This window comes from Aeromonas salmonicida, from assembly GCF_028355655.1.
GTDB classification, from domain to species: domain Bacteria; phylum Pseudomonadota; class Gammaproteobacteria; order Enterobacterales; family Aeromonadaceae; genus Aeromonas; species Aeromonas salmonicida.
Map to the genome: position 1 here is coordinate 2,134,180 of NZ_CP110645.1, position 23,264 is coordinate 2,157,443.

General features: G+C 58.8%; 19 protein-coding genes. 12 read left to right on the top strand and 7 right to left on the bottom strand.

Annotation, left to right across the window (positions count from 1 at the left end):
• The first annotated feature begins 40 nt into the window (after positions 1–40).
• The 4 genes from ONZ54_RS10235 (at position 41) to aroG (ending at position 5,032) form a co-directional block, all read left to right on the top strand.
• A complete protein-coding gene (locus ONZ54_RS10235) occupies positions 41–970 on the top strand; it encodes an electron transfer flavoprotein subunit alpha/FixB family protein (RefSeq protein ID WP_059113783.1) in 930 nt (309 codons plus the stop codon).
• Positions 971–1,194: 224 nt separating this feature from the next.
• Entirely contained in the window at positions 1,195–2,283 is a 1,089-nt protein-coding gene (serC, locus tag ONZ54_RS10240) for a 3-phosphoserine/phosphohydroxythreonine transaminase (RefSeq protein ID WP_096119376.1), read from the top strand.
• A gap of 171 nt (positions 2,284–2,454) precedes the next feature.
• Positions 2,455–3,738 carry a 3-phosphoshikimate 1-carboxyvinyltransferase gene (gene aroA / locus ONZ54_RS10245; protein ID WP_219615626.1) on the top strand — a complete coding sequence of 428 codons (1,284 nt, stop codon included), beginning with the start codon at positions 2,455–2,457 and terminating at the stop codon, positions 3,736–3,738.
• A 238-nt stretch (positions 3,739–3,976) separates the two neighbouring features.
• Positions 3,977–5,032 carry a 3-deoxy-7-phosphoheptulonate synthase AroG gene (gene aroG, locus ONZ54_RS10250; RefSeq protein WP_096119378.1) on the top strand — a complete coding sequence of 352 codons (1,056 nt, stop codon included), beginning with the start codon at positions 3,977–3,979 and terminating at the stop codon, positions 5,030–5,032.
• 93 nt (positions 5,033–5,125) lie between these two features.
• Here aroG and ONZ54_RS10255 read toward each other — a convergent pair whose 3' ends face one another.
• On the bottom strand, positions 5,126–6,721 hold the full coding sequence (locus tag ONZ54_RS10255; protein WP_058394031.1) for a methyl-accepting chemotaxis protein: 1,596 nt from the start codon (positions 6,719–6,721) through the stop codon (positions 5,126–5,128).
• Positions 6,722–6,983: 262 nt separating this feature from the next.
• On the opposite strand from ONZ54_RS10255, the gene hutW reads away from it, so the two are divergent.
• Entirely contained in the window at positions 6,984–8,351 is a 1,368-nt protein-coding gene (hutW, locus tag ONZ54_RS10260) for a heme anaerobic degradation radical SAM methyltransferase ChuW/HutW (RefSeq protein ID WP_271788078.1), read from the top strand.
• A gap of 62 nt (positions 8,352–8,413) precedes the next feature.
• Here hutW and xseA read toward each other — a convergent pair whose 3' ends face one another.
• Entirely contained in the window at positions 8,414–9,784 is a 1,371-nt protein-coding gene (xseA, locus tag ONZ54_RS10265; RefSeq protein WP_271788079.1) for an exodeoxyribonuclease VII large subunit, read from the bottom strand.
• A 315-nt stretch (positions 9,785–10,099) separates the two neighbouring features.
• Between xseA and ONZ54_RS10270 the strand changes: the two genes are divergently transcribed.
• Positions 10,100–10,666 (top strand): cytochrome b, encoded by a 567-nt coding sequence (locus ONZ54_RS10270; RefSeq protein ID WP_271788080.1) that lies wholly within the window; start codon positions 10,100–10,102, stop codon positions 10,664–10,666.
• A 289-nt stretch (positions 10,667–10,955) separates the two neighbouring features.
• Here ONZ54_RS10270 and ONZ54_RS10275 read toward each other — a convergent pair whose 3' ends face one another.
• The 3 genes from ONZ54_RS10275 to ONZ54_RS10285 are packed head-to-tail and all read right to left on the bottom strand — an operon-like array spanning position 10,956 to position 12,891.
• Positions 10,956–11,378: an ExbD/TolR family protein gene (locus ONZ54_RS10275; RefSeq protein ID WP_058394027.1), complete on the bottom strand. Its 423-nt coding sequence runs from the start codon at positions 11,376–11,378 to the stop codon at positions 10,956–10,958.
• On the bottom strand, positions 11,378–12,130 hold the full coding sequence (locus tag ONZ54_RS10280; RefSeq protein WP_271788081.1) for a MotA/TolQ/ExbB proton channel family protein: 753 nt from the start codon (positions 12,128–12,130) through the stop codon (positions 11,378–11,380). Before ONZ54_RS10280 ends, ONZ54_RS10275 begins: the two co-directional genes overlap by 1 nt.
• Positions 12,131–12,132: 2 nt before the next feature.
• A complete protein-coding gene (locus ONZ54_RS10285; RefSeq protein WP_271788269.1) occupies positions 12,133–12,891 on the bottom strand; it encodes an energy transducer TonB in 759 nt (252 codons plus the stop codon).
• 784 nt (positions 12,892–13,675) lie between these two features.
• Here ONZ54_RS10285 and guaB point away from each other — a divergent pair.
• The 5 genes from guaB (at position 13,676) to ONZ54_RS10310 (ending at position 19,263) form a co-directional block, all read left to right on the top strand.
• Positions 13,676–15,139, top strand: coding sequence for an IMP dehydrogenase (gene guaB / locus ONZ54_RS10290; RefSeq protein WP_271788082.1), 1,464 nt, complete (start codon positions 13,676–13,678; stop codon positions 15,137–15,139).
• Positions 15,140–15,222: 83 nt separating this feature from the next.
• A complete protein-coding gene (guaA, locus tag ONZ54_RS10295) occupies positions 15,223–16,803 on the top strand; it encodes a glutamine-hydrolyzing GMP synthase (RefSeq protein WP_271788083.1) in 1,581 nt (526 codons plus the stop codon).
• Between the two features lie 382 nt (positions 16,804–17,185).
• Complete coding sequence (locus tag ONZ54_RS10300; RefSeq protein ID WP_021141118.1) at positions 17,186–17,458, top strand: hypothetical protein; 273 nt, start codon at positions 17,186–17,188, stop codon at positions 17,456–17,458.
• 519 nt (positions 17,459–17,977) lie between these two features.
• On the top strand, positions 17,978–18,661 hold the full coding sequence (locus tag ONZ54_RS10305) for a hypothetical protein (protein ID WP_271788084.1): 684 nt from the start codon (positions 17,978–17,980) through the stop codon (positions 18,659–18,661).
• Positions 18,662–18,753: 92 nt separating this feature from the next.
• Positions 18,754–19,263, top strand: coding sequence for an LURP-one-related family protein (locus ONZ54_RS10310; protein ID WP_271788085.1), 510 nt, complete (start codon positions 18,754–18,756; stop codon positions 19,261–19,263).
• A gap of 479 nt (positions 19,264–19,742) precedes the next feature.
• Here ONZ54_RS10310 and ONZ54_RS10315 read toward each other — a convergent pair whose 3' ends face one another.
• On the bottom strand, positions 19,743–20,570 hold the full coding sequence (locus ONZ54_RS10315) for a bifunctional transcriptional activator/DNA repair enzyme AdaA (protein WP_271788086.1): 828 nt from the start codon (positions 20,568–20,570) through the stop codon (positions 19,743–19,745).
• A 51-nt stretch (positions 20,571–20,621) separates the two neighbouring features.
• Complete coding sequence (locus ONZ54_RS10320) at positions 20,622–21,386, bottom strand: SDR family oxidoreductase (protein WP_271788087.1); 765 nt, start codon at positions 21,384–21,386, stop codon at positions 20,622–20,624.
• A 310-nt stretch (positions 21,387–21,696) separates the two neighbouring features.
• Between ONZ54_RS10320 and ONZ54_RS10325 the strand changes: the two genes are divergently transcribed.
• Positions 21,697–23,070: a leucine-rich repeat-containing protein kinase family protein gene (locus ONZ54_RS10325; protein WP_271788088.1), complete on the top strand. Its 1,374-nt coding sequence runs from the start codon at positions 21,697–21,699 to the stop codon at positions 23,068–23,070.
• The last annotated feature ends 194 nt before the right edge of the window (positions 23,071–23,264 follow it).

Below are 23,264 nucleotides of genomic sequence, written 5' to 3' on the forward strand. Positions count from 1 at the left end.
CTGGCGCGGTGGAAAGAGTCGCTAACGATAAGGTGCAGCCATGAGCGTACTGGTTATTGCTGAACATCATCAGGGCAAGCTTGCCGACAACGTGGCCCAACTGGTCACGGCAGCGGGCCAGCTCGGCGGCGAGGTGCATCTGTTGCTGCTGGGCCAGGGACTGACCGAGGCTGGCGAACAGGCCGCCAGCCTGCAAGGAGTGGACAGGGTGCTGCTGGCCGAGCATCCCATGTTGGCGGAAGGGTTGAACGACGGCGTCGATCCCCTGCTGTCTGATATTGCACGGGACTATCAGCACTGCCTGATGGCGGCGAGCACCCAGGGCAAGGATATGTTGCCCAGGGTGGCGGCACGGCTTGGGATGGAGATGCTCTCCGAGGTGATCGGCATAGAGAGTGGCGATACCTTCCTGCGCCCCATTTATGCGGGCAACGCCATTGCCAGGGTAGCGAGCTCGGCCCCCATCAAGGTGCTGACCATCAGGCCGACCGCCTTTGCCAAAGCCGAGTTCGGGACTGGGCAGGCTGCGGTTGAGCGGCTGCCGGTGGCCGATGTGGCATGTCGTATCCGTCTGGTCGAGCGCCGCGCCGTGTTGTCCGTCAGGCCGGAACTCGCGGCAGCGCGGGTCGTGGTCTCCGGCGGACGGGCCCTTGGCTCCAAGGCGCAGTTTGCCCTCATAGAAGCGCTGGCCGACAAGCTGGGCGGGGCGGTAGGGGCCTCGCGCGCCGCCGTTGACGCCGGTTTTGTGGCCAACGATCTGCAGGTGGGTCAGACCGGCAAGGTGGTCGCTCCCGAGCTCTATATCGCGGTCGGCATATCGGGGGCCATCCAGCATCTGGCGGGCATGAAGGAGTCGAAGGTGATAGTGGCCATCAACAAGGACAGCGAGGCCCCCATTTTCCAGGTGGCTGACTACGGTCTGGTGGGGGATCTGTTCACCCTGCTGCCCGAGCTCACCGCCAAACTCTGATCTTGTCTGCAATGGGGGCTTGCTGCTTTGGATGTGTGCAAAGCCCCATTTCCATGCACATTCCCCGCAAGCCCTGACCCGTTCAGGGCTTTTTCGATGGCAGCCCGACTTGACCCGGGTGACAAAAGCTTGAGCCAGCTCCCAAAAAGCCTTTGATCCCGGGGCGGCTCTTGTGTAAAACCAGACAAGTCATCGATTACTCTCATCCACTCACGGAAAGCGTCATGAGCAAACAGATTTACAACTTCTGCGCCGGCCCAGCCATGTTGCCGGTTGAAGTCATGGAGCGCGCCCAGCGCGAATTTTGTAATTTTCAGGGGCTGGGAGCCTCGGTCATGGAGCTCTCCCATCGCGGCAAGCCCTATATGGCGGTCGCCGAGAAGGCCGAAGCCGATCTGCGCGACTTGCTGGCGGTGCCGGACAACTACAAGGTGCTCTTCATGCACGGTGGTGGTCGCGGCCAGTTTTCCGCCGTGCCCATGAATCTGCTGGGAGGCGCGAACAAGAAGGCTGACTTCCTGCTGACCGGTGTCTGGTCCCAGAGTGCCGTGGATGAAGCCCGCAAGTATGGTGATATCCAGACGGTGCAAGGGGTTGCCAAGAACGAGCAGGGGATCTCCCAGTTGCTGCAGAGCCCGGCGTTTCGCGCCGATGCAGCCTATGTGCACTACTGTCCGAACGAAACCATTGATGGCATAGAGATGTTCGACATCCCGGCCACCGGCGATGTGCCCCTGGTCGCCGATCTCTCCTCCACCATCCTCTCCCGTCCCATGGATGTGAGCCGTTTTGGGGTCATCTACGCCGGAGCCCAGAAGAACATAGGCCCGTCAGGGCTGGCCATCGCCATCGTACGCGATGACCTGCTGAACCAGGCGAGAGCCGACGTGCCCTCGATTTTTGACTACCAGCTCACTGCCAAGAATGACTCCATGTTCAATACCCCGCCCACCTATGCCTGGTATCTGGCCGGTCTGGTGTTCGAGTGGTTGAAAGAACAAGGCGGGCTCGAGGCGATGGCCGCGCGCAACAAGGCGAAGGCCGATTTCCTCTACGGCTACCTCGACGACTCCAGCTTCTACGGCAACAAGGTGGATGTCAGCTGTCGTTCCCGCATGAACATACCCTTCCAGCTGAAAAATGACGCCCTGGACAAGCAGTTCCTGGCCGAGTCGGAAGCCGCCGGTCTGTTGGCCCTGAAAGGGCACCGCATCGTCGGTGGCATGCGCGCCAGCCTCTATAACGCCATGCCGCTGGAAGGGGTCAAGGCCCTGGTGAGCTTTATGGATGGCTTTGCCAAGCGCCACGGCTGAGGCGTTTTTCCCCAATTGCAGGCGCCGGGGACTCCCCGGCGTCTGTTTTTTCAGTGGATCCTGATCGGCCGCGAGTCTGGCCCGCTTTTGTGCCACGCGCGGTCTTGCCGAGCAAGGCGCGGGCTGCTAACGTCCGGTCAGGTGATTTAATTGAGATAGTACAGGAAGTCTATGAATTCGTTGCGTTTGGAACCCATTTCTCGTGTGGCCGGTGAGGTCAATCTGCCCGGCTCCAAGAGCGTGTCCAATCGGGCTCTGTTGCTGGCGGCCCTTGCCCGTGGCACCACCCGGCTGACCAATCTGCTCGACAGCGATGATATTCGTCATATGCTGGCGGCGCTGACCCAGCTCGGGGTCAAGTACAAGCTTTCCGCCGACAAGACAGAGTGCACAGTGCACGGTCTGGGTCGCAGCTTTGCGGTATCGGCACCGGTCAATCTGTTCCTCGGCAATGCCGGTACTGCCATGCGTCCCCTCTGTGCGGCCCTGTGTCTGGGATCCGGTGAATACATGCTTGGTGGTGAACCCAGGATGGAAGAGCGTCCCATCGGCCATCTGGTGGATGCCTTGCGTGAAGCGGGCGCCCATATCCAGTACCTGAAAAAAGATGGCTACCCGCCGCTGGTGGTGGATGCCAAGGGGCTCTGGGGCGGTGACGTACACGTCGATGGGTCCGTCTCCAGCCAGTTCCTGACGGCGTTTTTGATGGCGGCGCCCATGGCGGCCGGTGATACCCGTATCCACATCAAGGGGGAGCTGGTCTCCAAGCCCTACATCGACATCACGTTGCACATCATGAAACAGTTCGGAGTGGTCATAGAGCACGACAACTACAAGCTGTTCTACATCAAGGGCAACCAGAGCTATGTCAGCCCGGGTGACTTCCTGGTGGAAGGGGACGCCTCCAGCGCCTCTTACTTCCTCGCGGCAGGTGCCATCAAGGGCAAGGTGCGTGTGACCGGCATCGGCAAGCACAGCATTCAGGGCGATATCCACTTCGCCGACGTGCTGGAGAAGATGGGCGCCCGCATCACCTGGGGTGACGACTTCATCGAGGCCGAGCAGGCCCCGCTGCACGGCGTCGACATGGACATGAACCATATTCCGGATGCGGCCATGACCATAGCGGTCGCGGCACTGTTTGCCGAGGGACCCACCTCCATTCGCAACATCTACAACTGGCGGGTGAAGGAGACGGATCGTCTGCACGCCATGGCCACCGAGCTGCGCAAGCTGGGTGTGGAGGTGGAGGAGGGGCACGACTTCATCACCGTGACGCCGCCGGCCAGCCTCAAGCACGCTGCCATCGACACCTACAACGATCACCGCATCGCCATGTGCTTTTCCCTGGTGGCGCTGTCCGATACCGCCGTCACCATCAATGATCCGGGTTGTACTTCCAAAACCTTCCCGGACTACTTCGACAAGCTTACCGACATCAGTCAGGCTGTTTGATCCCTTGAGGCCCGCCTTTGCGCGGGCTTTTTTTCAGGCCTGTTTTCAGGGATCTCTTCACACAAGGCATTTGGCCTTTTCGTCCGGCTTTGAGACAGTGCGCTAGCAGCATTATCCAAACTTGCAAGACACATTCAGAAAATTCCTTGATGGATGATGTAATTTTCTATTTACACCGTCTCTGCTGCGGGCTAGATTGAAGTTTCTTTATCGCAGTCATCTAGCAGGAAGCCTTGTCATGCAGCATCAAACCGACGACGTTCGTATCAGTGAAATCAAAGAGTTATTACCCCCGGTTGCGGTGCTCGAGAAGTTTCCGGCCACCGAGACAGCTTCGTCTACCGTATTCGAATCCCGCCAGGCCATTCATCAGATCCTGGCCGGCGAAGATCCGCGCCTGCTGGTGGTGATAGGTCCCTGCTCCATCCACGACCCCGTGGCCGCGCTGGAATATGGCAAGCGTCTCAAGACCTTGCGTGACGAGCTCAAGGGCCAGCTGGAAATCGTGATGCGAGTCTACTTCGAGAAGCCCCGCACCACAGTGGGCTGGAAGGGGCTGATCAACGACCCTTACCTCGACAACACCTGCAAGATCAACGACGGTCTGCGCATCGGTCGCAAGCTGCTGCTGGATCTCAATGACATGGGGCTGCCGACCGCCTCCGAATTCCTCGACATGATCACCCCGCAATACGTGGCGGATCTGATGAGCTGGGGTGCCATCGGTGCCCGTACTACCGAATCCCAGGTGCACCGTGAGCTGGCCTCCGGTCTCTCCTGCCCTGTGGGTTTCAAGAATGGCACCGACGGCACCATCAAGGTGGCCATCGATGCCATCGGTGCCGCCAGCGCGCCGCACCACTTCCTGTCGGTCACCAAGTATGGCCACTCCGCCATCGTCGCCACCCGGGGCAACCCGGATTGCCACATCATTCTGCGCGGTGGCCGCGAGCCGAACTATAGCGCCGCCCATGTTGACGAGGTAGTGAAGGGGCTGGACAAGGCCGGTCTGCCGCAAAAGGTGATGATCGACTTCAGCCACGCCAACAGCAGCAAGCAGTTCAAGAACCAGATGCTGGTGGCCGAAGATGTGGCCGGTCAGCTGCGTGCCGGCAGCAAGGCTGTGTTTGGCGTCATGGTGGAGAGCCATCTGGTGGAAGGCCGCCAGGATCTGGTGGAAGGGTGCGAGCTCACCGTCGGTCAGAGCATCACGGATGCCTGCATCGGTTGGGCTGATACCGAAGTCCTGCTGCGCAATCTGGCGGATGCAGTGGCTACCCGCAACGCAGGCTGATCTGTGCCCGCCCGCGGCTGGCACCGCAGGCAAACAGCAAGAAACTAAAAAGCGCGACCTCATGGTCGCGCTTTTGCTGAGTACAGCTGTGTCTTACCAGCGGTACGTCTTGAGCAACTGATCCAGCTTCTTGCACTGTTCTACCAGCTGGATACTGGCGAGATTGGCGGCGTGGGCCTGACCCAGGGTGTCGTTGGAGGTGTTGCGAATGTCGCTCACCGAGCTGTCCACTTCGCTGCAAACCCTGTCCTGCTCCTCGGCAGATTGCGCCATCTGGGCATTGAGGTCGTTGATGCTGGCGATGCGGCCAATGATGTTCTGCATGGCGGCCAGGGTGGCTTCCGTTTTGTGAATGCTTTCATCTGCCTTGGATTTTGCATCCCCGATCACCTCAACGGCGCTCTGTGCCTCTTTTTGCAGCGCGGCAATCATCTGGGAGATCTCTTCGCTGGCGGCGCGACTGCGGTTGGACAGGGCCCGCACTTCGTCGGCGACCACCGCAAAACCGCGACCCTGTTCACCGGCGCGAGCAGCCTCGATGGCGGCATTCAGCGCCAGCAAGTTGGTCTGATCCGCTATGCCCTTGATCACCTCCAGCACACCGTCGACGGCCAGGCAGCGGCTGTCGAGCTGCTGGATCACCCGGTCGACCCGCTCAATTTCGGCCGACATCTCTCCCATGTCGGTGATGGAGTGCTGGGCGAGGCGGCTGGTGTTGGCGGCATCCTGGTTGGTGAGGGCGGAGAGTTCGGCACTGTGGCGGGCATGCTCGCGCACCTCGTGGGAGCTGGCGGCCAATTCGCTGACGGCGGCGGCGACCTGGGTCGTCATCCCCTCCTGCTGGCGGGCCGAGCCTTCGGTCTGGGTGGCGACCTGGCGGATCTGGTTTGACTCCTGATAGAGCTGCTGAGTCGCGTGCTCCACCTCCTGCAGGCTGTGGCGAAAACCTTGCACCATGTCACTGACGGCGCGGGTCATCTGGCCCAGCTCATCCTGGCTCGGATTGAGCAGGGGGAGGGAGAGATCCCGCTCCTTGGCCATGCGGGTCATGGTCAGTTGCAGGTGGCGCACAGGTCGCTTGATGTAGTGTTGCAGCACCCAGGCCAGCAGCCCGAAACCGAGCCCGAACACCACTACCAGGCTGCCGCTCAGGATCAGGTTGTTATGGCGGATCTCGCCAAAAGTGTGGCTGAGATCGTAACTGATCCGCACTGCTCCCATGACGGTGCCTTCCGGTACTTGATGGCAGGTGGTGCATTGGGTGCCGCGATACTCTTTGAAGGCCTTGAAGGGTTTGATCAGGGTGAGCTGGTTGCCCTGCTGCTCGATGATGGTCTCTCCCTGGACTATGGCTCTTTCATCCAGGCTGTCCTGCACCTTCTGATCCGGGTGGCCGGGTCCGAACAGATCGCTCACGGCGGGGGCGCGGATCAGACGAGCCTCGACTATCCCTGCCTCGCTCTTGAGTTTGGTCTGCACAATTTGTCGGTTGGCCATGCCGCCAGTCATCATGAGAACGTTGAGTTGATCCATGTAGGTGTTGGCAGCACTGTCGACTTTTTCACCGGCCAGCCTGATGGCGAGATCTCGCTGCAACCAGGCGGAGAGTTCGAAACTGAGGGCGAAGGTACAGCCGATGACCAGGGTGAGAGGGAGAAAAATTTTCCAGTTCAGTGACAGGTTTTGCATAGTTAGCTGGTCCATGCGCAGGTGGGCGATCGTCAATGGTGGGCGACTCTCCCCACGCTCGCTCGTCAGGGAGGGGGAGATGGTTCTCTATCGGCACACCCTACCTCATCTTGAGTAAATTATCTGTTAACTGGATCCATGATAGAGGTTAATAGTGGGTAGCAAAGGTGAGTTGGATGAGATTGGTTTGATCCAGCACAAACTCGGCATTAATTGATAGTGGTTATCATTTGCATTATTTCCATGCGGTAACCAGCCAGCGATGACATTACACCTGACCCCGACCATGACCGGACTCTCTACGCCGGATCCTCTCAAGTTTGCCTTCAGCGCCAAAACCTCTGCCCACGCCAGCCGGGGCGGCATTCGCCCCTTTTCCCTCGACGATGCAGGCTGGCAAGCCTGGTGGCAGCAAGGGAGCCAGGCCGATGAGCGTGTGCTTTACATCCATGTTCCGTTTTGCCGAAAGCGCTGCAGCTTCTGCAATTTCTTCGAAAATGGCGCCAATCCGGCGCGCATGAGCCGCTATATGGCCGCCTTGTGCGACAGCCTGAACCGGGCAGCGGATACTCCCTTGGCCCAAAGCAGACCCTTTTCTGCTGTCTATGTGGGAGGCGGCACGCCGACCGACATGGCACTCGAGGATCTGGCGAGGCTGGCCAGGGCGATTCAACGCTTTCCACTGACCCTGGATGCCGAGGTGACCCTGGAAGGGCGCCTCAACGGTTTTGATGATGCCAAGTGGCAGACAGCGCTGGCGGGGGGCTTCAACCGCTTCTCGTTCGGGGTACAGAGTTTTGACACCCGGGTGCGCCAGCAGGCGGCCCGCTTCGATGACAGACAGACCCTGCTGGCCCGTCTCGGCGAGCTGACCCAAGATGATGCGGCCGTAATAGTGGCGGATCTCATCTTTGGCCTGCCTGGTCAGGATGACGAGGTATGGCGCCAGGATATTGCGGATGTGATGGCAAGCGGGGTACACGGCGTGGATCTCTATCAGCTCATCCCCATGGCGGGCACCAACCTCGAACGGGCCGAGGCGAGCGGCAAGCCGGGCTGGGCGGCCGATGGTCAGCAGAGGGCCGCCATGTACGCCTACGGCGCCCAGACGCTGGAGCAGGGCGGCTGGCAGCGGCTCTCCTGCAGTCACTGGCGGCGCGGCGATGCCGAGCAGAGCCGCTACAACCAGATGGCCAAGCGCGGTGCCGAGATCCTTCCCTTCGGGGCGGGGGCCGGAGGCAACGTGCATGGCCATGGCCTCATGTATGGCCGGGATCTGGCCCTCTGGCACGAGGCGCTGGCAGACGGTGTGCGAGCGCCTGGCATGGTGATGGGGCAGAACCCCAATGCGCTCATGGACGGCCTGCTGCGCGGTGCCCTCGACAGCGGCAGGTTGACGCTGGATCGCCTGCCCGTGCCGCTGAGGGCCCATCTGCTGCCGCTCTTTCAGGCTTGGCAGTTGCACGGGCTGGTAGCGCTGACGGAGGACAAGCTTGTGTTGACCCTGGCGGGGCGTTTCTGGAACGTCAATCTGCAGGCGGGCTTGTTCGAGTTCTTGCAGCTCAACCCGCTGGGCGGTGTGCAGAGCGCCGTTCATTCGACTGAAGCCGTGCGTCACTTGCTGGTGTAACAGGCTGGCGTCAAAAAGAGGAGGGATAAAACAGGGGCACTTTTCAGTGCCCCTGTTTTTAGTCATCGGTTGTGCACTTCTTCTACCCGTACCTGCAAGTATCCTTCCGCCAGCGTGGTGACCAGAGTTTGCCCGGCGTTCACCTGAGCCGCGCGGTTGATCACGTCGCCGCTCTGGGTGCGGGTGATGGAGTAACCGCGCCCCAGGGTGGCGAGCGGGCTTACGCCGTCGAGGCGGGCAGTCAGCATGGCGAGGCGATGGCTGGCCTGATCCTGGCGCTTGGCGATCAGTGCATGCAGCCGCTCCTCGGCCAGTTGGTGGCGACGACGACCGATTGCCAGCAGCCGCTCCGGGCTTTTGGCCTGCAGGCGAAGTTCGAGGTTGGCGAGGCGCCGCTCCCCCTGATGCAGCCGCTGGTTCAGCAGTTGCTGCAAGCGGGCGGAGAGCTCGTCGAGACGTTGGGATTGCTGCTCCAGTCGACGTTTGGGATCCTGATGGTCGAGCCGCTTTTGCAGCAGCACAAAGCCGTGGCGGGCGGCGGTTTGGTGGCGATTCATCGCCTGCACCAGTCGCTGCCATAGGTGGGCGAGGCGCTGGGCGCGAGCGCTTTGATCCGGTGCCACCAGTTCGGCGGCAGCCGATGGTGTGGGGGCGCGAAGATCAGCGGCAAAGTCGCTGATGGTGACATCCACCTCATGGCCCACAGCGCTGATCACCGGAATGGCAGAGTTGGCGATGGCGCGCGCTACCACCTCTTCGTTGAAGCACCAGAGATCTTCAAGGGAGCCGCCGCCGCGACCGACGATCAGCACATCCACCTCGGCGCGGCGGTTGGCCAGGGCAATGGCCGCCACTATCTGGCCGATGGCAGCGCTGCCCTGCACCTGGGTCGGGTAGATAAAGATGGGCAGATCCGGGGCGCGGCGTTTGAGTACTGTCAGCATGTCGTGGAGGGCGGCGCCGGTGGCGGAGGTAATCAGCCCCACGGCGCGCGGCTCGCGAGGTAGCGGCCGTTTGCGGCCCTCGTCAAACAATCCTTCTGTCCCTAGCCGGCGCTTGAGCTCTTCAAAGCGCAGGGCCAGCACGCCGTCGCCGGCGGGTTGCATCGACTCGATGATGAGCTGATAGTCGCCGCGGGGCTCATAGAGGGAGACCCGCGCCTGCACCAGCACCTGCATGCCATCCTGCGGGCGAAATGCCACCCGCCGGTTGTTGCCCTTGAACATGGCGCAGCGCACCTGGGCGCCCAGATCTTTTAGCGAGAAGTACCAGTGGCCCGAGCTTGGCATCGCCAGATTGGAGAGCTCGCCAGTCAGCCACACCAGCCCCAGATCCTGCTCCAGGATCATGCGCACGGCGCTGTTGAGGCGGGTGACGGTAAAGACCTGCTGCTCGCGGCCGTTCGCCGCACTGGATGGGGTATATCGGTTCAATGGCGCACCTCTGGTCTGCTCCGGCTGCGCCGGGATAAAACAATGGCCGCTATCTTAACCCGAAACGGGGGGCGGGAGCGAAGGATGGCAATGGTGACATGCCTTTGCAAAGAGAGGGGTCATCTGCCAGGAGCAAGCGGCAGAAGAGCAAGATTGGAAACGCGCTTGGCCATGGGGGCGAGTAGCATGTTTTCCGGCAAGATTGCCTGCGACCGCAGCAGCTGTACATCTTGCGGTATCGTCTCGATGCCACTGATATCTGCAACACCACCGGCTGTGGCTGCGTGTGATCAACAACCCTGTTTGGAGTAGCTCATGAATTCCTCGATCCCGTTAAGCTCGATCCCGTTAAGTTTGACGACCCGTTTGCTGCACTGGTCGGTTGCCTTGCTGATGATTGGCTTGACCCTGCTGGGTTATCTGATGGTGAAATTTGAAATATGGGATCTCTACGCCCTGCATAAATCTCTGGGGGTCATTGCACTGGTATTGATCCTGCCCCGCGCCATTATCCGCCTTGGCAAAGGGTGGCCGACGCCAGTTCGCCAATATCCCGCTTACGAGGCATTGGCTGCCAAGGCGATCCATTGGGGATTGCTTGTTTCAACCCTGCTTATTCCGGTTTCAGGTCTCTGCTATTCCGGTGCGGCCGGGCGTGGCGTTGCCCTGTTTGGCTGGTTTATTATCCCGATGAATCCAGATACCAATGATCCTGCCAATGTCATTCCATACAGTGAATCCATTCGGGATATTGCCCATGCCGTCCATGTCTATTTGCCCTATATCATGCTGGCCCTGTTGCTTGTGCATATTGTCGGGGCGTTAAAACATCACCTGCTGGATAAAGACCTTACCTTGCTGCGAATGCTTGGCCGGAAATAACCGGTTCGATTGGGGTTGGGTCGCGGGAAATATCAGGTGGTCGGGTGTGCAGCGGCAAAGAGGAGGGCAAGGGCCAGTTGTTACTGGCTTGGTGTTGTTGAGATGGGGGGATGGTAAAGACCCGCGACTCACGGCCTGTCGCCGTACTGGATGGGGTATATAGGTTCAATGGCATACCTGTTGTCTGCCCTGGCTGCGCCGGGATAAGACGATGGCCGCTGTCTTAACCCGGCGCGCGGCAGGAGCCGCTATTTGGCCCCTGCTTCTGACATGACCCTCCTCTGTCCCCTTACTTGCCGTCAGGCTGACTGACAAAGGCAATCTTGTGCAATCCATGCTGGGACGCCTGCGCCATCACCCTGGCTATGATGCCGTACTCGACCCGCTTGTCGATGCGCAGCTGGATCTCGGGCAGCTCCCCCTCGGCCTTGCCGGCAGTCTCCATCTGGGCGAGCAGGGCGGCCTCATCGACCTCCTTGTCGTTCCAGTAGATCTTGCCGGTGCCATCGATGGCGAGGGTGATGTCCTCCTTCTCCGGCTGATTGAGCTGGCTGCTGGCCTCCGGCAGCTCGAGCTTGACCGCATTGGTGAGCAAGGGGGCCGTGATCATGAAGACGATGAGCAGCACCAGCATGACGTCGATCATGGGGATCATGTTGATCTCGGAGAGGGGCTGATCGTCCCCGTCGTCCGACAATTTGCCAAATGCCATTATCTGCGCCCCTTGCCGGTTTCCCGCTCGGCCAGCTGGGTCACGTTGGAGGCGCTCTGTTCAAATCCCGTCACCAGCAGGGCAAACAGGTCGTAGGCAAAGGCCTCGAGCGCGGCCAGCTTGAGGCGATTGCGCCGTACAAAGAAGTTGTAGACAAGCACAGCCGGCAGGGCGACAGCGAGGCCAAATCCCGTCATGATCAGGGCTTCACCCACGGGGCCTGCCACCTTGTCCAGGCTGCTCTGGCCTGCCGCACCTATGGCCAGCAACGCATGATAGATACCCCAGACGGTACCGAACAGCCCGATAAAGGGGGCTGCCGAACCTACCGAGGCGAGGAAGGCCAGGCCCCGTTCCAGCCGTACCCGCTCATGGGTAATGGCCTGGCGCAGTGCTCGCAGTAAAAACTCATCCGGTGAACCCAGCTTGAGCGACACAGCCCGTTCATCGGCCCGGTTCAGCAGCGTTACCGCAGCCAGCGCCGCACTGGTCACTCTGCCATAAGCCTCCTGCGGCGGGAGATGGGCCAGCTGGCGCTCCATATCCTGCACGCTTTCGTGCTGCCAGAAGCGGGTCACGAATTGTGCGTTGAGGCGGCGCTCGCGCTGACCCAGCACTATTTTCAGCAGGGTGTAATAGCAGGTGCCTAGGGACATCAACACCAGCAAAATAAAGGGAAGCAGTCCCACACCGGTATTTTGACTGAGTAGATGGTAAACCCCCATACCGTTACTTGTTATTTCCGGATCCATAGTTAAGCCCTTAATTGAAAGAGAATGGTGACCTTTGTCCAGGCCTCGACGGCCGCATTGTTCTGTTTGGCGGGAATAAACGTCCAGCGGCTGACTGTCCGGCGTGCCGTCATATCCAGCCGACGATAACCGCTGCTTTTGTCTACTTCTACCGAGGAGGCGGTGCCATTGGCTGCCACCCGTACCTTCAGGATGACGCGTCCCTCCTCGCCACGTCTTCTGGATTCATAGGGATAAGGTGGCTCAGGGTTGTTCAACCGCGGATCACGAGCGACGGGTGCGCTGCTGCCAGCCCCATTGCCGCTCTGCAGGGACTTGATCGGGGTGGCGGCACTGTCGCCCTGTCGGGTATCGGCCGATATCGGCGTGACAGGGGCTGCTCTCTCCGTGACCGGTTCTGCCTTGGCAATTGGAGTGGCCTTGGGGGTTGGCGGTCTGGGTACTCTGGGTGCCGGTTTGGAAATGGGCTTGCTGGCCGGTTTTTGAACTGCCTGCTTTTGGGCGGGTATCGGTTTTTTTACGACAGCTTGAGTTGGGATTGCCGCCGCTGCCGCTTTGGCCGGTGCGTCTTTGACGCTGGCATCGCCGACCCAGCGGGCAGACAGGGTCAGCGGCAGGGGGGGAGTGATGGCCGCAGGGCGGTTTTCATATATCAGCCACAAAACAGCCAGGTGCAAGACGACAGTGATGGCAAGGCAACACAGGCGGACCGAACCAGGGTTGTCAGCGGTCAGCGCTGGCCTCGGATTACAAGCCTCCATCACTTCTCTATCCTCCGGATATTGATACTCAAAAGTGTGCGGTAAGCCCTGAAAGCAGGCTTCAATGGCGGCAGCATGCCCCATACCTGGCACCTCAAACAATAACTATTATCAATCGCGTTTTAATCATCTGGTGCACGTTTCAGCGTCGACCAGGGGCCTGTTCAGAGCGAATGCTGGAATGAAAGGACGCGAGAGGGGTCAGGTGAAATTATAAAATTAATTAAATCTCTCTATTTTCAGTGCGATTTTTCATGAGCAAGTCAAGGCGCTTAAATATTCTGGTGAGGATTTTTATATTTGTTTGTTTGATGGCTTTTTGAACATCAAAAATAGCGTTTGTTTTGTTGTCTATCTTGTCAGAGATAATCAATGAGGGTCCAGTGATAGATAGCGACAGGTGATGGTCATTATTTTAAATGGATATTGATTAATATATTCACAATCGTATTCAGGTATGGGAGATGAGGATCTTGTGTTGTCGGCTCATGCTCCGGTTTGCGAGGAGAGGGATGCCGTTGAGGGACGGGAGTGGGGAAGGGGGCGCAGCCGTTGGCAAGAAAAAGTCGTCGGGCGCTTTTTGCATAAAACAGCAGTCTGGCAACTCTTCTGCCCCCAAAGTGCCCTTTTAGGACTGATAATCTTGGTTTTTTGGCCTCTTGGCACGTCAAACACGGGCTACGCCATAAAAAATTCAAAAAACTTCTTTACCAGTGACCAATCGGTGAGTAAACTTCGTCGGCAATATTTTACACCCCCACTTCCTCAACGGTGAGATATTGCCATGCTCAGGATTGCCAAAGAAGCGTTAACCTTCGACGATGTACTGTTGGTTCCCGCCCACTCCGATGTTCTTCCCAATACTGCCGATCTGCGTACCCAGCTGACATCCTCTATCAGCTTGAATATCCCCATGATTTCCGCTGCCATGGACACAGTGACCGAAGCCCGTCTGGCTATCGCACTGGCCCAGGAAGGGGGCATTGGCTTTATCCACAAGAACATGTCCATCGAGCAGCAGGCTGCAGAAGTGCGCAAGGTCAAGAAGTACGAGAGCGGCGTGGTCACTGACCCCGTCACAGTACGCCCTGACATGACCATCGCCCAGGTCAAGGAGCTGAGCCACAAGAACGGCTTCGCCGGCTACCCGGTCGTGACCGAGGGCAACCTGCTGGTCGGTATCATCACCGGCCGCGATGTGCGCTTCGTGATCGACCTCTCCCAGACAGTCGAACAGATCATGACCCAGAAAGATCGTCTGGTGACAGTGCGTGAAGGGGCTCCTCGTGAAGAGGTGGTTGCCCTGATGCAAAAGCACCGTATCGAGAAGGTGCTGGTGGTCAACACCGATTTCAAACTCAAGGGCATGATCACCGTCAAAGACTTCCAGAAAGCCGAACGTAAGCCGAACGCCTGTAAAGACGAGCGCGGTCGCCTGCGCGTCGGTGCCGCCGTCGGTGCCGGTGCAGGCAACGAAGAGCGCGTTGCCGCCCTGGTGGAAGCCGGTGTGGACGTGCTGCTGATTGACTCCTCCCATGGCCACTCCCAAGGCGTGCTGGATCGCATCAAGGCGACCCGCGATGCCTATCCTGAGCTGCAAATCATCGGTGGCAACGTGGCCACTGCCGCTGGTGCCCTGGCGCTGGTCGCCGCTGGCGTCAATGCCGTCAAGGTTGGTATCGGCCCTGGCTCCATCTGTACTACCCGCATCGTGACCGGTGTCGGTGTCCCCCAAATTACCGCCATCTCCGACGCCGTTGACGCGCTGGAAGGCACTGGCGTGCCCGTGATTGCCGATGGCGGCATCCGCTTCTCCGGTGACGTGGCCAAGGCCATCGCCGCTGGCGCCAGCTGTGTCATGGTGGGCTCCATGTTCGCCGGTACTGAAGAAGCGCCGGGCGAAATCGAGCTCTATCAGGGCCGCTCCTTCAAGTCCTACCGTGGCATGGGTTCCCTGGGCGCCATGTCCAAGGGCTCCAGCGACCGTTACTTCCAGACCGACAACGCCGCTGACAAGCTGGTGCCGGAAGGGATCGAAGGGCGCGTACCGTACAAGGGCCGTCTCAAAGAGATCATTCACCAGCAGATGGGCGGCCTGCGCTCCTCCATGGGCTTGACCGGCTGCGCCACCATCGATGACATGCGCACCAAGGCCGAGTTCGTGCGCATCTCCGGCGCCGGGATGAAAGAGTCCCACGTCCACGATGTGACCATTACCAAAGAAGCCCCCAACTATCGGATGGGCTGATAAAACGGGGCTGCGGCCCCGTTTCTCCACCAGTTTTTATCCCCGAGCCTTTTGTTACAACATCAGCCTGATGCAGGAATAAAATGACTAAAGACATTCACCAGCACCGTATCCTGATCCTGGATTTCGGTTCCCAGTACACCCAGCTTATCGCCCGCCGTGTCCGTGAAATCGGCGTCTATTGCGAACTGTGGGCCTGGGACGTGACCGAAGCGCAGATCCGCGAATTCAATCCGAGCGGCATCATCCTCTCCGGCGGCCCCGAGTCCGTAACCGAGGCTGGCAGCCCCCGTGCCCCCGAGTATGTGTTCAACGCCGGTGTGCCTGTGTTCGGCATCTGCTACGGCATGCAGACCATGGCCGAGCAGCTGGGTGGCAAGGTGCAATCCTCCACCGAACGTGAATTCGGTTATGCCCAGGTGGAAGTGCTGGGCCAGACCAATGCCCTGCTGCGCAGCATCGAAGATGCCATCGCCCCCAACGGCAATGCGCTGCTGGACGTCTGGATGAGCCACGGCGACAAGGTCACCGCCATCCCGGTCGACTTCACCACCATAGCCCAGACCGCCACCTGCCCCCATGCCGCCATGGCGTGCGAGGCCAAGCACTTCTACGGCGTGCAGTTCCACCCGGAAGTGACCCACACCCGTCAGGGTGCCCGCATGCTGGAGCACTTCGTCAAGGACATCTGCGGCTGCGAATGCCTGTGGACCCCGGCCACCATCATCGACGACGCCGTTGCCCGCATTCGCGAGCAGGTGGGTGACGATGAAGTGATCCTGGGTCTCTCTGGCGGCGTCGACTCCTCCGTGGTCGCCATGCTGGTACACCGTGCCATCGGCGATCGCCTGACCTGCGTCTTCGTCGACAACGGTCTGCTGCGCCTGAACGAGGGTGAGCAGGTGATGGAGATGTTTGGCGATCATTTTGGTCTGAACATCATCAAGGTCGAAGCCGAAGATCGCTTCCTCTCCGCCCTGGCGGGTGAAGATGAGCCGGAAGCCAAGCGCAAGATCATCGGCCGCGTCTTCGTCGAAGTGTTCGACGACGAAGCCAAGAAGCTGAAAAATGCCCGCTGGCTGGCACAAGGCACCATCTATCCGGATGTGATCGAATCGGCTGCCAGCAAGACCGGCAAGGCCCATGTCATCAAGTCCCACCACAACGTCGGCGGCCTGCCAGCCGAGATGAAGATGGGTCTGGTCGAGCCGCTGCGCGAGCTGTTCAAGGACGAAGTGCGTCGTGTCGGTCTGGAGCTGGGTCTGCCCTACGACATGCTCTACCGTCACCCCTTCCCGGGCCCGGGTCTGGGCGTGCGCGTCCTTGGCGAAGTGAAGAAAGAGTACTGCGATATCTTGCGCCGCGCCGACGCCGTCTTTATCGAAGAGCTGCGCAAGGCCGACCTCTACAACCAGGTCAGCCAGGCGTTCGCCGTCTTCCTGCCGGTACGCTCCGTTGGTGTCATGGGTGATGGTCGCAAGTACGACTGGGTGATTGCCCTGCGCGCCGTCGAAACCATCGACTTCATGACAGCCCACTGGGCCCATCTGCCCTACGACTTCCTGGGTCACGTGTCGAACCGCATCATCAACGAGATCAATGGCATCTCCCGCGTGGTGTACGACGTCTCCGGCAAGCCTCCCGCAACCATCGAATGGGAATAAGCGGCTAGCGCCCTTCTGCCCTTAGAGCATAAAAATGCAAAAAAGACGCCATTGCGGCGTCTTTTCTTTTTCCAATCGTTTGCGCCTCAATTTTCTGCTCATTAGCCGCTTTTGGACCTCTTCGCCCCTGTCAGATATGACAGAGGCGCTTTGCGGATCCGGTACTAGGCTCTGCCATGCCAATTGAGACCGGCGCTGTGAGGCGGCGATCGTGGCAAAGGGGAGGGCCAACAGGCGTGTTGACCAGCGCAAGATGGCCCATCGTCATACCATTGAACTTTCTCGGTATGTCACCCCAGTGGAGACCAGCAACCACTTGAATCAACGGGGCGGAACCCGAACAGCCATACGAGTAGGGACAAGAGATCACGGAGGGTTTGTTATGTCAGAACAAGCAGTGTTGGTGGGTGGATGGACCGCATATCACAAGCTGACCGCCGAGGATCAGGCGGTTTTTGACCAGGCGCTGAAAGGATTTGTCGGGGTGCAGTACGTACCCTTTGAAGTCTGCACCCAGGTGGTGGCCGGCACCAACTACCGCTTCAAGTGCAAGAGCACAGTGCCGCTTGCCAAACCGATCCATGGCGAAGCCGTGGTGCAGATCTTCAAATCACTGGACGGGGATGCCCATATCACCTCCATTACCCCGATCTGATTGGGTTGCGGGGCAAGGCGGGGAGGGGGAGATCTCCTAACCGGTTTGACCCATATATCAGTGATAAGAAAGACGCCTTAGGGCGTCTTTTCTTTATCTACTATCAAGCGCCTCTGATGGGTGGTCAGCATAGAAACTTATCGATTAATTTATTGATCTTGCTCAGCAAATTATCATCATCCTCTTTTGCTTATCTGCCTTGCTCGCTAGGATAGCCGTATGGAGATGGCCTCTTTGGTGTCACCTATGAACCAGACCAGAGATACAGCGTTGGTTAAAGGCAGCAAACTGGCGACCGCCGAGCGGTAGCTTGGCTGTTATTCGGGAATGGCGCGAGCAAGCCGATCGCCAGTGGATGGAAGAGTATGCAGTCTGATACCAGTGACAGTTTGGTAATCTCATGATTTAAAATGAGTTTTTATTTTGCTACGAAGATGAAGCGGAGTTATACGGAAGGCTCTGCTATTGGATTAGTACCGTCTTCCATCTAGTCACTGTTAGACGTCAAAGGAAACCATATTGACCGACATATTGAAGTTCCTCAACGAAAACTCTGTAGCGCTAACCGTTATATTTTCGGCAGCAGTAACACTAGCTACGGTCGTATATGCAATTCTTACTTGGATACTGGTGTCAGAAACAAGAAAAATGCGCCAGGTTCAAACCGAACCCAAAATAGAAATATCTCTTCAATCACTTGACATTGCCGTACATATCTTCCGCCTTCACATACGAAATATTGGTCTTGGCCCTGCCCTAAATATCAAGTTTTCTCCCAAAATAGTGTCAGGCGGCGAGTCAGCCAAGACACTAATTACTGACTTTACAAAAACCAATTTCTTCAAAATCGGTCTTTCATATTTAAGCCCAGGGGAACAGCGCCTTTCCCATTACACGGAAATGACCAATGACCACAACGGAAAAATCTCATCTGTCATAGCATTTGATATTGAGTATCAAGGCCCTACCGGCAAGAAATACAAAGAAACTCTGACGATAGACATGTCAGAACACAAAGGTACTTACCAACTCGGTAAACCGCATTTATATTCAATTGCACTCAGTCTAGAAAAACTTCAAAAAGACCTGCATCACGTTTCTACAGGGTTTCGGCGAGTTCGGGCTGACGTCTTTAATAGCGAAGACAGAAAAGCGGAGCAGCAAGCACATCGAGAGAGAATTGAAAATGAGCGAGCGAAGTGACGTCTAACAACTGGTTCTTCGCTCACTGGGACGGGCTAAAGCCCCGCCCTTGACTTCCATGGCATCAAGGCGAGGAGATTGAGGAACATCGGATGTCCAAATTATTAAGCATTAACAACAAGCTTCGGTCTTTAAGAGGCAGACTGACTATCACAGACGAATCTGATGAGGTGGCCTACGACGCTCAGGGTGAATTTTCCTTATTTAGCCTAACCTGGCGCTTAGCCAAAAGTGGAAAAGAAATTGCAACTATCAGAAAGAAGGCTTTTTCTTGGAGTCCCACATGGATAATAAATGGTGAACTAGGTGCATTCATAATAAGAAGAGAAATTTGGTCTTGGGTGCGTCGCTACAGAATTATTGGCGGCCCTTTTGACGGTGCGGAGGTAGCAGGAAACATATGGGATATGAAGTTCACAATCTCGCATCACGATCAACGCATCGCACGTGCAAAAGGCATGATATTGAGCTTGCGAGATAGGCACAACATCGAAGTACTTCAGGCTGACCCAGCGTCTGAGTCATTCACTGCGATAGCAATGGTTACTCTTCAGATGGATCGAAGGGATGAGAATAGCAACCGAAATGACTCTTTCAAATAACGAGGGAAGCTAACAAAGGGAGGAACCTGACTGGTATTCTGCTGTGATCCATACCAACAGGTTACCCCTGGCGTTATAGGGCTGGGTGATAAATTTGGTCTCGGTGAGTAATTAAAAGGATGAGTTATGGATAACCTAAAAGTACATCTCGAAAACTGGTACGGTATTTCCTCATTAGTGCCGTAGGGTGCAATGAAATTGCACCTCTACTTTTGTTCCTCACACCTTGCACAAAAGCCGCTTTGCAAACGGTGCAATGCGCTGCGCTTATTGCGCCCTACGTGTTTCGTCAATTCGCTGGGGTTGTGTTGCTGAGCGCCATGCCTCACCAAAGCAACAAAAGGGGCGATCTGCGCCCCGATTCTTCTAATGTCCCCGCTTTATATCGTCGCTGGCTCGTCTGGCGCTGCCTGATTGTCTGCTGACTCACAACCAACACTCCTGTTTTTCCTCCATCGGGCCGAGCAGAAAAGGCCAGGTTACTCATACCTCGCCGCTTCCCAGGCGTGTATCGCCTGTTTGCGGGTTTCGCCCCAGTGATAGCCGCCGAGCTTGCCGTTTTGCTGGATGACTCTGTGGCAGGGGATCATCAAGGCGACGGGGTTGGCGCCCACCGCCAGCCCCACGGCGCGGGCGGCCTTGGGGTTGCCGACGGCGCTCGCCACCTGGGCGTAGCTCACCACCTTGGCGGGCGGGATCTGCAGCAGCGCCCGCCAGACGCTGATCTGAAAGTTGGTGCCGCTCACATGCAGCGAGATAGGGCGATCCGCCGTCTTGCTGCCATCGAACATGGTGTGGATGACCTCCTGGGTGCGCGATGGCGATTCTCGCAGCTCTGCCGCAGACCAGCGCTGGGCGAGGGCGGTCAGCGGCGCCTGTGGGGCCTGGTCATCGAGAAACGAGAAGTTGCACACCCCCCGCGGTGTCAGGGCGACGAATGCCTGGCCGAAGGGGGTGTTATGCACTCCGTGCTCGATAACCAGCCCGGCCCCGCGCTGTTTGTACTCGCCCGGCGTCACCGCTTCGAGCTGCACGAAGTGATCGTAGAGCCGCGAGCCGCTGCTAAGGCCCAGGGTATCGGCCACCTCCAGCAGAGAGCGCGATTCGTGCAGCAGCACCTTGGCCCGCTCCATGGTCAGCACCTGCAAGTAGCGCTTCGGGGTAACCCCGGCCCAGCGGCTGAACAGCCGCTGGAAGTGAAAGGGGCTTAAGTGCACGTGCGCCGCTATCTCGTCCAGGGTGGGCTGGCGCTCCACCTGGCTTGCGATAAAACGAATGGCATCGGCGATGCGGGCGTAATCAGACATAAGGCGCTCTTACGATAAATTTGCAGCCGCAGGATCTTGGGTGCGACAAGGTCATGTACGACAAATAGATACCCCACCATCGGCCAGCAGGGCAATGCCGGTGGTAAAGCTCGATGCATCGGACGCCAGATAGAGGGCCGAGCGGGCGATCTCCTCCGGTTGGGCCAGCCGTTTGAGGGCATGCATATTCTGCACAAAGGCGAGACTCTCCGGTGTATTGGTAAAGGCCTGCCCCATGGGGGTGTCGGTGCCCCCCGGCAGCAGGGCGTTGACCCGTACCCCTTGCGCCCCGAACTCGGCGGCCAGCACCTGAGTCAGGCCGATGAGGCCGGCTTTGCTCGCGGCATAGGCCGCCATGCCGGGCAGCCCCAGGGTATGGCCGACGAAGGTGGAGGTAAAGATAAGGGAGCCGCCCCCGCGCGCCAACATGGCGGGGATCTGGTATTTGGCCCCCACAAAGGCGCTGGTGAGGTTGGTATCCAGGGTCTCCTGCCACTGCGCCAGTTCAAGCTCCTGCACGCTGCCCGGCGTGCCTGTGGTACCGGCGTTGTTGAAGGCGATATCGAGCCCGCCGAAACGGGACTGCGCGAGATCCACTAGGGCGTGGGCGTAAGTCTCGCTTTTCACATCCCCCGCCAGGCTTACCGCCAGGCCCCCCTCATGGCGGATCTCCTCCACCAGCAGATCCAGCTCGGGTTGGCGGCGGGCACCGACGACGACGCTGGCCCCTTCCCGGGCAAACAGGATGGCGCTGGCGCGGCCGATGCCGGAGCTGGCTCCCGTGATGATGGCGACCTTGTTGGACAGTAATGACATGGCAGTTCCCTCGCAGGTGTGTTGTGCGGACGCACAGGGTTGGTAGTGGGTTGGAACCTCAATGGGCTCGAACCCACTCGGGTTTGACCTCACTATGGCAACCGGCCCTCGCTGACACGACCCGAATCTTGCTCTCTTTGTTCCCATGTCGCTTTGCTACACGTCGATGCAGGCCTTAGTGGCAACAAAAGGGGCGATCTGCGCCCCGAATTCTTTATAATGCCCCCCTTTAAAACCGCCGGATGCAGGTTCGGCGTGCGCTGATGGCTGGCTACGCCATCAGGCAGATGATCAGGATTGAGAAACGGTTATGCATACTCTGGAACAGCTGCGCGCGGGTGAACTGTGCGGCGCCCGCCATCTGAAGCTTTGTGAAAATCTGACGGAGTTCCCACCCGAGATCCTGAACCTTAAAGAGACGCTGGAGGTGCTGGATCTGACCGGCAACCAGCTAAGCGCGCTCCCTGACGAGCTGGTGCAGTGCCCCAAACTGCGCATCATCTTCTGCTCCGAGAACAACTTCACCGAGCTGCCCGAGGTGCTGGGTCTCTGCCCGGCACTCACCATGGTGGGCTTCAAGGCCAACCAGATTTCCACAGTCCCCGCAGCGTCACTGCCTACGGGGCTGCGCTGGCTGATCCTGACTGACAACGCCATCGAACAGTTGCCCGATGAGTTGGGTCAGTGCGCCGCCCTGCAAAAGCTGATGCTGGCGGGCAATCGCCTGCGTGAGCTGCCAGCCAGCCTTGCCAACTGCCGTCATCTGGAGCTGCTGCGCATCGCCGCCAACCGCATTGAGCGCTTCCCCGACTGGCTGCTCTCTCTGCCGCGTCTCGCCTGGCTCGCCTATTCCGGCAACCCCTTTAGCGAAGGCGAGGAGGCTCGAGCCATCGATGATGCTCATGTGGCTCATATCGCCACAATGCCTTGGCTGGCGCTTGAGTTGGGTGAGTTGCTGGGGCAGGGGGCTTCTGGCGTGATCCACAGTGCCACCCGCATCACTTGCGACGGATTTCAGGGTGATGAGTCGCAGGCGGTGGCGGTCAAGTTGTTCAAGGGGGCTGTGACCAGCGATGGCTTGCCCCATTGCGAGATGGCGGCGTCGCTGGCGGCTGGCACCCATCCCAACCTGATCAGGGTGCTGGGGAAGGTGGCGGATCACCCCTCCGGCATGCCGGCGCTGGTGATGGAACTGATAGACCCAACGTTTGCCAATCTGGCGGGCCCGCCGAGTCTGGACTCCTGCACTCGCGACGTCTATCCCGCAGGGTTGTCGTTCCCCCCGGCCACCGTGCTCGCCATGGCGCAGGGCATAGCGGCTGCCGCGGGGCATCTGCATGAGCGAGGCATCATGCACGGCGATCTCTATGGCCATAACATACTGCACTCCTTGCAAGGGAAGGGCCGGGTGCTGCTCGGCGATTTTGGCGCGGCCTCTTGCTACGACCGCACGGAATGCGTGCTGGCCGAGGGGCTGGAGCGGATAGAGGTGAGAGCCTTTGGTTGCCTGCTGGACGAGCTGTTGGCGCGCTGCCAGCCGCAGAGCGAGGCGCTGCGGGATCTCGCTCTGCTGGCCCGGGCGTGCCTCTGTGATGACGTCTTGCAGCGACCCTCGTTTGCGCAGATTTCGGCCAGGATAGCGGCGGTGACGGCCATGATGGTCGCCGAGCCCGTCTGTGCCTGAGCCCGTGCGGTCGGTTGGCATGTCAGCGCACGTTATGTTGGTGAGGCTGCAGATCACCCATCACATATCCATGACATAAAGATGTCAGAAAAGGGGCCTGGCGGTCCTTTTTGGTTTTGCAATCGTTTGCCTGGCAAAAATCACCCGTCGGCTCGGCGCAAGGCTTGCGTGCGCCGGGTTAAGTTGTGATATTG